The sequence below is a fragment of the Kribbella sp. genome (assembly GCF_035655035.1).
GTDB lineage: Bacteria > Actinomycetota > Actinomycetes > Propionibacteriales > Kribbellaceae > Kribbella.
The window spans coordinates 1-10,870 of record NZ_DASRVN010000198.1 but is presented as its reverse complement, the minus strand read 5'-3'; the positions used below and the strand labels follow the sequence as shown (position 1 = coordinate 10,870).

Below are 10,870 nucleotides of genomic sequence, written 5' to 3'. Positions count from 1 at the left end.
CAGCCCGAGCGGCGTCTGGCCACCGAGCTGGACGATCACGCCCGCGACCGGTCCGGCCTGCAGCTCGGCGTACACGATCTCGAGCACGTCCTCGCAGGTGAGCGGCTCGAAGTACAACCGGTCGGAGGTGTCGTAGTCGGTCGACACCGTCTCCGGGTTGCAGTTCACCATGATCGTGCAGTACCCGGCCTCGCGGAGCGCCATCGACGCGTGCACACACGAGTAGTCGAACTCGATGCCCTGGCCGATCCGGTTCGGCCCGGAGCCGAGGATCAGCACGGCCGGGGTCTCGCGCGGCGCAACTTCTGTCTCCTCGTCGTACGACGAGTAGTGGTACGGCGTCTCCGCCTTGAACTCGGCCGCACAGGTGTCGACCGTCTTGTAGACCGGCCGGATGCCGAGCGCCTGCCGGACGCCGCGGACGACGTCCTCGGTGAGACCGCGGATCTCGGCCAGCTGCAGGTCCGAGAACCCGTGCCGCTTGGCCAGCTTGATGACGTCGGGCGTCAGCCGCGGCGCGGCCGCCACCTGCAGCGCGGTCTCGTGGATCAGGTACAGCTGGTCCACGAACCACGGGTCGATGCGAGTGTTGTCGAAGATCTGCTCCGGGGTCGCCCCGGCACGGATCGCGTCCATGATCGTCCGCAGCCGCCCGTCGTGCGGGGTTTTGATTGCCTCCAGCAACGGGCCGAGCTCGGCCGGCTGCCCGGCCCAGGAGAACCGCGCCTCCGGCTTCTCCAGCGAGCGGAGCGCCTTCTGCAGCGCCTCGGTGTAGTTGCGGCCGATCGCCATCGCCTCGCCGACGCTCTTCATGTGCGTGGTGAGCGTGGCGTCCGCGGCCGGGAACTTCTCGAACGCGAACCGCGGCACCTTCACCACCACGTAGTCCAGCGTCGGCTCGAAGCTGGCCGGCGTCTGCTTGGTGATGTCGTTCGGGATCTCGTCCAGCGTGTAGCCGATCGCGACCTTGGCGGCGATCTTCGCGATCGGGAAACCGGTCGCCTTCGAGGCCAGCGCGGACGACCGGGAGACCCGCGGGTTCATCTCGATCACGATCAGCCGGCCGTCGGCCGGGTTCACCGCGAACTGGATGTTGCAGCCGCCGGTGTCGACGCCGACCTCGCGGATGATGCCGATGGCTAGGTCCCGCATCACCTGGTACTCGCGGTCGGTGAGCGTCATCGCGGGCGCCACCGTGACCGAGTCGCCGGTGTGCACGCCCATCGGGTCGACGTTCTCGATCGAGCAGATGATCACCACGTTGTCGGCCTTGTCGCGCATCACCTCCAGCTCGTACTCCTTCCAGCCGAGGATCGACTCCTCGATCAGCACCTCGGTGGTCGGCGACGCGTGCAGCCCGGCGCCGGCGATCCGGCGCAGGTCGGCCTCGTCGTACGCCATGCCGCTGCCGACGCCGCCCATCGTGAACGACGGCCGGACGACCAGCGGGTACCCGAGCTGGTCGGCGGCGCCCATCACGTCGTCCAGCGAGTGGCAGATCACCGACCGCGCGACCTCCGCGCCGAGCTTCTCGACGATGTGCTTGAACGACTCCCGGTTCTCGCCGCGCTGGATCGCGTCCACGGACGCGCCGATCAGCTCGACGCCGTACTTCTCCAGTACGCCGTTGTCGTGCAGCGCGATCGCCGCGTTCAGCGCGGTCTGCCCGCCAAGGGTGGCGAGCAGCGCGTTCGGGCGCTCCTTCTCGATCACCTTCTCGACGTACTCCGGCGTGATCGGCTCGACGTACGTCGCGTCCGCGAACTCCGGGTCGGTCATGATCGTGGCCGGGTTGGAGTTCACCAGGACGACCCGGAAGCCCTCCTCGCGGAGCACCCGGCAGGCCTGGGTCCCGGAGTAGTCGAACTCGCAGGCCTGGCCGATCACGATCGGCCCGGACCCGATGACGAGCACCGACTCGATGTCTGTACGACGTGGCATCAGGCCCGTCCCTCCATCATTTCTACGAAGCGGTCGAACAGGTACGCCGAATCGTGCGGTCCTGCTGCCGCCTCAGGGTGGTACTGCACCGAGAAGGCGAGCACGCGGCCGTCGCGACCGGTGAGTTTGAGGCCCTCGACCACGTTGTCGTTGAGCGAGACATGGCTGACCTCCGCCGTGCCGTACGGTGTCTCGACCGGCCCGTCGAGCGGCGCGTCCACAGCGAACCCGTGATTCTGCGCGGTGATCTCGACCTTCCCGGTCGCCCGGTCCAGCACCGGCTGGTTGATGCCGCGGTGCCCGTACTTCAGCTTGAACGTGCCGAGCCCGAGCGCCCGCCCGAACACCTGGTTCCCGAAGCAGATCCCGAAGTACGGCTTGCCCTGCTCGAGCAAGGCCTTCAAGACCTCGGTCGGGTGCTCGGTGGTCTCCGGGTCACCCGGCCCGTTGCTCATGAAGATGCCGTCCGGGTCGACCGCGAGGATCTCCTCCAACGACGCATTCGCGGGCAGCACGTGCACCTCGATGCCGCACTCGGCCATCCGCTTCGGCGTCATCGTCTTGATCCCGAGGTCCAGCGCGACCACGGTGAACCTGCGTTCGCCGAGCGCCGGCACGACGTACGGCTCGAAGGTCGTCACCTCGGTGGCCAGGTCGGCGCCGACCATCGGCGGCTGCTCGAGGACCTTCTTCAGCAGCTCGCCGGCGTCCAGGATCTCGGTGGAGATCCCGGCCCGCATCGCGCCGCGCTCGCGCAGGTGCCGGGTCAGCGCCCGGGTGTCGATCCCGGAGATCCCGACGATGTCCTGCGCCTTCAGCTGGTCGTCGAGGGACCGCTTGGCGCGCCAGTTCGACGGCACCCGGGCCGGGTCGCGGACGACGTACCCGGCGACCCAGATCTTCTGCGACTCGTCGTCCTCGTCGTTGATCCCGGTGTTGCCGATGTGCGGCGCGGTCTGGGTGACGATCTGCCGGTGGTACGACGGGTCGGTCAGTGTCTCCTGGTACCCGGTCATCCCGGTGGTGAACACCGCCTCGCCGAACGTGGATCCGGTCGCCCCGTACGACGTACCTGCGAAGGCGCGGCCGTCCTCGAGAACCAGGAGTGCCTTTTCCTTGGCGGGCTGACTCATTGTGCTCCGATCAGAGTCGAGATGGATGCGGTCAGGGCGGCGGTGTCGGCCTTGCGTCGGGGCCGGAACCCGGTGTCCAGCGAGCGGCCGTCGTGGTTCCAGGTGACCACCACCAGGCCGGACTTCTCCGCGGTCACCTTGCCGGCGATGCCGCGGTCGGTCCGGACGCCGGTCAGGTGGTCCGCCGGGATGAATACGTCCGCCGCGCCCTGCCGGTGGAAGATCAGGCCGTCCGCGCTGACGGCCAGGTCCGCGATGCTGCGGACCCCGAGTTCGTGCACGGCGATCCGGTCCATCCAGTCGCCGGCACTGGTCGTGGCGACGTACACGCCTTCGACCCCACGGGTGTCATCAGCTGGTGCCGCGGGCAACGGCGCCAGGTCGGCCTGCCGGGCCTGGCGGTTCCGCCAGCCCCGGTACATGCCGAAGTAGCCCGCCGCCAGCACCAGCAGCGTGCCGAGAATGCCCAGGACGGCTTTCACCGGGTGAGCTCACCGTCCAGGACAGTCGGCGTACCGCGGAGGAACGCCGCGACCACCTTGCCCGGCAGCGTCATCCCCTCGAACGGCGTGTTCCGCGACAGCGACACCGAGGCGTCCGGTACGACGGTCTGCTGGACGCGCGGGTCGTACAGCACGACGTTCGCGGGCGCACCCGCCTCGAGCGGGCGGCCGTGGTCCGGGGCCTGACCGATCGCCGCCGGACGGTAGCTCATCCGGTCGGCGACGTCGGCCCAGCTGAGCAGCTTGGTGTCGACCATCGCGTGCTGTACGACGCTCAGCGCCGTCTCCAGCCCGGTCATCCCGAAGGCCGCCGCGCTCCACTCGCAGTCCTTGTCCTCGACCGGGTGCGGCGCGTGGTCGGTGGCGACGATGTCGATGGTGCCGTCGGCCAGTCCTTCACGGACCGCCTCGACGTCCGCCTTGGTACGCAACGGCGGGTTCACCTTGTAGACCGGGTTGTACGAGGCGGCCAGGTCCTCGGTGAGCAGCAGGTGGTGCGGCGTCACCTCGGCGGTCACCTCGAGTCCGCGGCGCTTGGCGGCGCGGACGATCTCCACCGAGCCCTTGGTGGACAGGTGGCAGACGTGCAGCTTCGAGCCGACGTGCGCGTTCAGCAGGATGTCGCGGGCGATGATCGCCTCCTCGGCGACGCTCGGCCAGCCGGTCAGGCCGAGGACCCCGGACAGCGCGCCCTCGTTCATCTGCGCGCCCTGGGTGAGCCGCGGCTCCTGCGCGTGCTGGGCGATGACGCCGTCGAACGCCTTCACGTATTCGAGCGCGCGACGCATCAGCGCCGCGTCCCAGACACAGTCGCCGTCGTCGGAGAACACCCGGACCCGGGCGGCGGAGTCCGCCATCGCGCCGAGCTCGGCGAGCTGCGTGCCCTTCCGTCCGACCGTGACAGCGCCGATCGGGTACACGTCGGCGTACCCGGCGTCGCGGCCGAGCCGCCAGACCTGCTCGACGACGCCGGCGGTGTCGGCGACCGGGTCGGTGTTGGCCATCGCGAACACCGCGGTGAACCCGCCCTTGGCGGCCGCCCGGGTGCCGCTGAACACGGTCTCGGCGTCCTCCCGGCCGGGCTCGCGCAGGTGCGTGTGCAGGTCGACCAGCCCGGGCAGCGCGATCAGGCCGTCCGCAGCGATGGTGCGCGTGTCCTCGGGCTTGGAGAGGTTGGTGCCGACGGCAACGATCTCGCCGCCGTCGATCAGCAGGTCCGCCACCTCGCCGCCGACGATCCTCGCTCCGGTGATCAGGTACGCGGTCATGCGGTGTGCTCCTCTTCGTTACTACCTGACAACAGCAGATACAGGACGGCCATCCGGATGGCCACGCCGTTCGTGACCTGTTCGACGATCACCGAGCGGGTCGAGTCGGCGACCTCGGCACTGATCTCCATCCCGCGATTCATCGGGCCGGGGTGCAGCACGATCGCGTCGTCCGGCAGCTGCGCCATCCGGTACCGGTCCAGGCCGTAGCGCCGGCTGTACTCGCGGGCGCTCGGGAAGTACGCGTCGTTCATCCGCTCGCGCTGCACCCGCAGCATCATCACCGCGTCGCTCTTCGGCAGCGCCGAGTCGAAGTCGTACGACGTGACGCAGGGCCAGTTGCTCATGTCGACCGGCAGCAGCGTCGGCGGGGCGACCACCGTGACCTCTGCGCCCAGCGTGCCGAGCAGCAGCACGTTCGACCGGGCGACCCGGGAGTGCAGGACGTCGCCGACGATCGTGATCCGGCGGCCCTCCAGCGACCCGAGGTGCCGCCGCATCGTGAACGCGTCCAGCAGCGCCTGCGTCGGGTGCTCGTGGGTCCCGTCGCCTGCGTTCACCACCGAGCCGGTCATCCAGCCGGACGTCGCCAGCAGGTGCGGCGCACCGGACGAACCGTGCCGGCAGACGACGCCGTCGGCGCCCATCGCCTGCAGGGTCAGCGCGGTGTCCTTGAGGCTCTCCCCCTTGCTCACGCTGGAGCCCTTGGCGGAGAAGTTGATCACGTCCGCGGACAGCCGCTTGGCGGCCGCCTCGAACGAGATCCGGGTCCGGGTGGAGTCCTCGAAGAACAGGTTCACCACCGTCCGGCCGCGCAGCGCCGGCAGCTTCTTGATCGGGCGGTCGGCCAGCGACCGCATCTCCTCGGCGGTGTCGAGGATCAGGTGCGCCTCGTCGCGGCTCAGGTCCGCGGCACTCAGCAGATGCTTCACTTCGCCCCCTTGTCGGCGATCAGGACGGCGTCTTCGGCGTCGAACTCGGTGAGGTGCACTGTGACGCGTTCCACAAGGGAGGTCGGCAGGTTCTTGCCCACGTAGTCGGCGCGGATCGGCAGCTCGCGGTGGCCGCGGTCGACCAGGACGGCGAGCTGCACGGCGCGCGGGCGGCCGATGTCGCCGAGCGCGTCCAGCGCGGCGCGGATCGTCCGGCCCGAGAACAGCACGTCGTCGACCAGGACGACGACCTTGCCGTCGATCCCGTCCGCCGGGATCGCGGTGTGCTCGAGGCCGCGGGGTGGTTTGAGACCGATGTCGTCGCGGTACATGGTCACGTCGAGTGACCCTGTGGGCACGCTCTGCCCTTCGACGGCCTGGATCCGGGCGGAGACGCGCTGGGCCAGCGGGACGCCGCGGGTGGGGATGCCGAGCAGCACGACCGGGTCGGCGCCGCGGTTCCGCTCGAGGATCTCGTGGGCGATCCGGGTCAGTGCCCGGGAAATGTCGGAAGCGTCGAGGACCTCGCGGCTGCTGCGATTCGGCGGCTGCGTGATCTCGGGGTGCTCTGCGCTCTGGGCAGGGCTCATCGCTACCGTTCCTCCTTTCCTGCCTCTCTGGACAGGTCTTTAAAGGACGTTCGGACCGCTTGACATGGTATCGGATGTGACACGCCGTCTTGACGCTGGCCTACGCTCCGGAATATTGTTACTCTGTGTAATCGAGGGGGGTTTCAAGACCCGGCCCGTTCCGGCAGGCCGGACCGAACGAAACTAGTTGGAGGGAAGAACCAGCGTGCCTAGCGAATACGCGAAGACACTGGGTGGCAAGTTACGCGCCATCCGCCAGCAGCAAGGGCTGTCGCTGCATGGTGTGGAAGAGAAGTCCAAGGGTCGCTGGAAGGCGGTCGTCGTCGGCTCGTACGAGCGCGGCGATCGGGCCGTCACGGTCCAGAAGCTCGCGGAACTCGCCGATTTCTACGGCGTGCCGATCCGTGAACTGCTCCCTGGAAACGCCAGCGCGGCCGCTGCGGCTGCCGCTCCGCCCCGGTTGATCCTCGACCTGGAGGCTCTGCAACACCTCGACGCGAGCGAGGCCGGTCCGCTGACGCGGTACGCGGCCACGATCCAGGCTCAGCGCGGGGACTACAACGGCAAGGTGCTGTCGATCCGTCAGGACGACATGCGCACGCTCGCGGTGATCTACGACGAGTCGCCGACGACGCTGACCGAGCGCTTCATCTCCTGGGGTGTTCTCAACCCCGAGGCGAAGGGTGACGTCGAGGAGTCGTCCGAGGCTGCCGGCGCCTGATCACCAGGTGAAGGCACTAGACGGTCGGGGCTTGTAGCAGCTGGCCCGCGGCCGCCCGCCTTCTCCACCGGGCAACACCGACCGAACAGGAAACACAACAGCACGAGCGGCAGGTACCATCTCACCCGCCGCGCACGGGGACGTAACAGCGGCCCGGGACCGTACCGAGACGGTCACCGGGCCTGGGAGCACAGGAGAGGGACTCGCCCCCTCAGAGGCCGAGCGTGGGCTTCAGCTGGAGCAGTCGCGCCAGCAGCCCGTTCACGAACGCCGGGGACTCGTCGGTCGACAGGTCCCGCGCCATCGCCACCGCCTCGCTCACCGCGACCACGTCCGGGACCTGGTCGTCGTACAGCAGCTCGTAGGCACCGATCCGGAGGATGTTCCGGTCGACGGCCGGCATCCGGTCCAGCGTCCAGCCCACCGAATGGGTCTCGAGCAGTTCGTCGATCTGCTCGACGTGTTTGGCCACTCCCTCGACCAGCGCCACGGTGAACTCGTTCACCGGCGGGTCGTTGTCCGCCACCCGGTCGGCCAGGGTGCCGCCGACCGGCAGCCCCCTGACCTCGGACTCGAACAGCACGTCCAGTGCGCGCTTGCGGGCCTTGCTACGGGCAGACATGTTCGGTTGTCAGCTTCCGGTCGTCAGGAGGTGACGCGGCCGAGGTAGTCCCCGGTCCGGGTGTCCACCTTGACCTTCTCGCCGGTGGTCAGGAACAGCGGGACCTGGATGTCGTACCCGGTCTCCAGGCGGGCCGGCTTGGTGCCGCCGCTGGAGCGGTCGCCCTGCAGGCCGGGCTCGGTGTACTCCACGGTGAGCTCGACCGAGGCCGGGAGCTCGACGTACAGCGGGAGGTCGTCGTGCACCGCGACGATGGCGTCCTGGTTCTCCAGCAGGAAGTGCACGGCGTCGCCGACCACGTCCGGCTGCAGCTGGAGCTGGTCGTACGTCGACTTGTCCATGAACACGTACGCCGAGCCGTCGTTGTACAGGTACGTCATGTCACGCTTGTCGACCGTGGCCACGTCGACCTTCACGTCGGCGTTGAAGGTCTTGTCGACCACCTTGCCGGACAGCACGTTCTTCAGCTTGGTCCGGACGATGGCGCCGCCCTTGCCCGGCTTGTGGTGCTGGAACCAGACGACGGACCACAACTGGCCGTCCAGGTCGAGCACCATGCCGTTCTTGAGGTCGTTCGTCGATGCCACGCGGGTATGCCCTTCGAATTCGATCAGCGGTAATACCGGATTGTAGCGGTCACACCGGGTTTCCTCCGATTCGTGCCACGGCACCTAGCCCTGGTGGGCCTTACGCTGGGGTGATGACGCAGTTCGTGATCTTCGTCGTGGTGATGATCGTGCTGAGCCTGATCACCAAGGCACGGCAGCAGTCGAACCGCGGCAACGGCAATCAGGCCAAGCAGAACGCGCGCGTGCAGGCGCTGGTGCAGAAGATGCAGGCGCAGCAGGGCGGCAACCAGCCGATCCAGTTCCAGGGGCAGTTCACCCAAGCTGCGGGACCAGGCGGACCGCCTCCGGCCCCCCAGGTGGGAGCCCCTGCACAAAGCGGAACCGCGCAGGGCAGTCGGCAGGCCGCGGCCGTCCTCCAGCAGCTCCTGCAGAACGGCCGCCAGCCGGCCCACCCCGGCGAGTGGGCTTCCCCGGGCCAAGCAGTGCAGCCGGTCACGCCGTACCAGGCTCCTGGCCAGTTCCAGCAGTACCCGCTGCAGTACAACCCGGGCCCGTACCAGCCGCCGGCGCACCGCCCGCCGCAGAACCACCTGCCGTCCTCACAGCAGGACCTCGACGCCAGGGTGCGCGACCTGATGAAGGCCGGCAACGAGGTCGGCGCGGTTCGCCTGCTGAGCGACGAACGCGAGCTCGGGCTGCTGGAAGCACAGAAGTACGCACGGTCCCTGGTCACCCCGCAGTCCTCCGCCGGATCGCAGAAGGCGGACGAACCCGACGAGGACGACGGGCGGTACGTCGGCTCGGCCGCGTTCTCGGAGTCGATCTTCAACCTCGACGACCGCGAGGAGAACGTCTGGGCCAGCGGCTGGGTGGACACGCCCGAGCCGGACGACCGGTCCGACATCGACGAGCTCTGGCAGACCGTCAGCAACCCGCCGCGGCCTACGCCTCCCACTGCACAGTGATGTAGCTGTGCCGGCGGGCGATGTGAAAGCCCCGCGGCAACTCAGCACCCAACGCATGAACCTGGAACGTCGGGTGCTTGCCGTCCCACCGACGCATCTGCTCGACAACGCGGTCGATGAGGACACGTGCGCCCGGACCGTGGCCGCTACATCCCAGCTCGACGTGTGAGGCGTCCCGACCGCGCCGCCTCGACAGGTACGCCAGACTGTCCGCCGTTGCGACAGCCGCCTCCCCGTCCCTGTCCAGAACGCAGTACCCGGGCAGTGTCGTCGCCAGCCACAGGTAGAGGTCCAGCAACAGCTCCTCACGATGCACTTGGAGCCCTGACCACCTCCGCTCGCGTCGCAGCTCCAGTACGTCGCCTTTTGGCCGCGGCTCGTCCTCCTGGTCCTCGTCGTACGTCAGCCCGTCCTCGTACCGCTCGTAGTGCGCCCCGACCCCCTGCATGCTGACGAACCCGCACATGGTCGTCGACCTGCTCTCCAGGTGCTCCCCCACCAGGTCGAACGCCACCGCCCGCGTCTGTCCGCGCAGCCGCAGCGGTACGACGATGCGCCCGCCCGGCCGCAGCTGCCGTACCCAGGCCGGCGCGACCTCCCACGCGGTCACCGTCACGACGATCCGGTCGTACGGCGCCCGCTCGGGGTCCCCGAATTCGCCGTCGGCCTGTACGACGGCCACGTCGCCGTACCCGGCCTGGTCCAGCGACACCCGGGCCCGCCGCGTCACGTCCGCGTCGATGTCGACCGTGGTCACCGCGCCGCCCGGACCGGCCAGCTCCCGCAGCAGAGCGGCGTTGTAGCCGCCGGAACCGATCTCCAGCACCCGGTCCCCCGGCCGGATCGCGGCCTGCTGCAGCATCAGCGCAATGATGCTCGGCTGCGACACCGAACTCGTCAGCACCCCGGCCCGGTCCTGCTTCATCGGTACGACGTCGTCGGCGTACGCGAGCTCCAACGGGACCTGTGGCACGAACAGATGCCGTGGTACCGCCTCGAACGCGGCTGCGATCCGCCCGTCGTGGATCGTGCCGTTCGCGGTCAACTGCCGGACGAGGGCCGTCCGCAACGAGTCCGCGCCGGCGCCGGTCATGGTCAGTCCCGCTTGTCCCCGAGCGATTCCAGCAACGTCCGCAGGAGCCCCGCGAGCTGATCGCGCTCAGCCTTGGACAGACCGGCAAGCAGCTGCGATTCGGTGTCCACGTGGGTCGGCAGCACCTTGTCGATCAGCGCGAGCCCCTCAGGCGTCAGCGTCACCTGGACACCGCGGCGGTCGGTCTCGCTGGGCGCGCGGGTGACCAAACCGCGGGCCTCCAGCCGGTCGAGCCGCTGGCTGATCGCGCCGGACGTCACCATCGACGAGTGCATCAGGCCGGCCGGGGTCAGGCTGTGCTCGGGGTTGCTGCGCCGCAGCGTCGCCAGCACGTCGAAGGACGCGCGGTCGAGGTCGTGGCGGGCGAAGTTCCGCCGGAGCTCGGCGTCGAACATCGCGCCCAGCCGGCTCATCCGGCCGATGATGCCCATCGGCGACGCGTCCAGGTCCGGCCGCCGTTCGCGCCACTGCTCGAGCACCAGGTCGACGTGATCTGCCATCCACTCAGCTTAGCGGTGAGAGATTTGAGTTTA

General features: G+C 69.0%; 12 protein-coding genes. 2 read left to right on the top strand and 10 right to left on the bottom strand.

The genetic code is table 11. From position 1 onward, the window contains the following. The 6 genes from carB to pyrR all read right to left on the bottom strand — a co-directional run. On the bottom strand, positions 1 to 1,941 hold a 1,941-nt coding region (gene carB, locus VFF46_RS11745; RefSeq protein ID WP_325037120.1), incomplete at its 3' end, for a carbamoyl-phosphate synthase large subunit. Then, positions 1,941 to 3,074, bottom strand: a complete 1,134-nt coding sequence (gene carA, locus VFF46_RS11740) for a glutamine-hydrolyzing carbamoyl-phosphate synthase small subunit (protein WP_325037119.1) — start codon at positions 3,072 to 3,074, stop codon at positions 1,941 to 1,943. The genes carA and carB, both read right to left, overlap by 1 nt. Continuing rightward, positions 3,071 to 3,556, bottom strand: coding sequence for a hypothetical protein (locus tag VFF46_RS11735; RefSeq protein ID WP_325037118.1), 486 nt, complete (start codon positions 3,554 to 3,556; stop codon positions 3,071 to 3,073). Before VFF46_RS11735 ends, carA begins: the two co-directional genes overlap by 4 nt. Next, complete coding sequence (locus tag VFF46_RS11730; protein WP_325037117.1) at positions 3,553 to 4,845, bottom strand: dihydroorotase; 1,293 nt, start codon at positions 4,843 to 4,845, stop codon at positions 3,553 to 3,555. The genes VFF46_RS11735 and VFF46_RS11730 overlap by 4 nt, the downstream gene beginning before the upstream one ends. Further along, positions 4,842 to 5,777 (bottom strand): aspartate carbamoyltransferase catalytic subunit, encoded by a 936-nt coding sequence (locus VFF46_RS11725; protein ID WP_325037116.1) that lies wholly within the window; start codon positions 5,775 to 5,777, stop codon positions 4,842 to 4,844. Before VFF46_RS11725 ends, VFF46_RS11730 begins: the two co-directional genes overlap by 4 nt. Beyond that, positions 5,774 to 6,367 (bottom strand): bifunctional pyr operon transcriptional regulator/uracil phosphoribosyltransferase PyrR, encoded by a 594-nt coding sequence (pyrR, locus tag VFF46_RS11720; protein ID WP_325037115.1) that lies wholly within the window; start codon positions 6,365 to 6,367, stop codon positions 5,774 to 5,776. Before pyrR ends, VFF46_RS11725 begins: the two co-directional genes overlap by 4 nt. Before the next feature lie 205 nt (positions 6,368 to 6,572). Here pyrR and VFF46_RS11715 point away from each other — a divergent pair, with 205 nt between their 5' ends. Further along, positions 6,573 to 7,088, top strand: a complete 516-nt coding sequence (locus VFF46_RS11715; RefSeq protein WP_141851350.1) for a transcriptional regulator — start codon at positions 6,573 to 6,575, stop codon at positions 7,086 to 7,088. 211 nt (positions 7,089 to 7,299) lie between these two features. Here VFF46_RS11715 and nusB read toward each other — a convergent pair whose 3' ends face one another. Then, entirely contained in the window at positions 7,300 to 7,710 is a 411-nt protein-coding gene (nusB, locus tag VFF46_RS11710) for a transcription antitermination factor NusB (protein ID WP_325037114.1), read from the bottom strand. A gap of 23 nt (positions 7,711 to 7,733) precedes the next feature. Further along, on the bottom strand, positions 7,734 to 8,297 hold the full coding sequence (gene efp / locus VFF46_RS11705) for an elongation factor P (RefSeq protein ID WP_325037113.1): 564 nt from the start codon (positions 8,295 to 8,297) through the stop codon (positions 7,734 to 7,736). A 113-nt stretch (positions 8,298 to 8,410) separates the two neighbouring features. Between efp and VFF46_RS11700 the strand changes: the two genes are divergently transcribed. Beyond that, positions 8,411 to 9,244, top strand: coding sequence for a hypothetical protein (locus tag VFF46_RS11700; RefSeq protein ID WP_325037112.1), 834 nt, complete (start codon positions 8,411 to 8,413; stop codon positions 9,242 to 9,244). On the opposite strand, the gene fxlM is transcribed toward VFF46_RS11700, so the two are convergent. Together fxlM and VFF46_RS11690 are read right to left on the bottom strand one after the other, a co-directional pair. Further along, the gene (gene fxlM / locus VFF46_RS11695; RefSeq protein WP_325037110.1) at positions 9,222 to 10,337 is read right to left on the bottom strand and encodes a methyltransferase, FxLD system; all 1,116 of its coding nucleotides are present in this window, start codon (positions 10,335 to 10,337) and stop codon (positions 9,222 to 9,224) included. The two genes, VFF46_RS11700 and fxlM, sit on opposite strands and share 23 nt — an antisense overlap. 2 nt (positions 10,338 to 10,339) lie before the next feature. Continuing rightward, on the bottom strand, positions 10,340 to 10,837 hold the full coding sequence (locus tag VFF46_RS11690) for a MarR family transcriptional regulator (protein WP_325037108.1): 498 nt from the start codon (positions 10,835 to 10,837) through the stop codon (positions 10,340 to 10,342). Between the last annotated feature and the right edge of the window lie 33 nt (positions 10,838 to 10,870).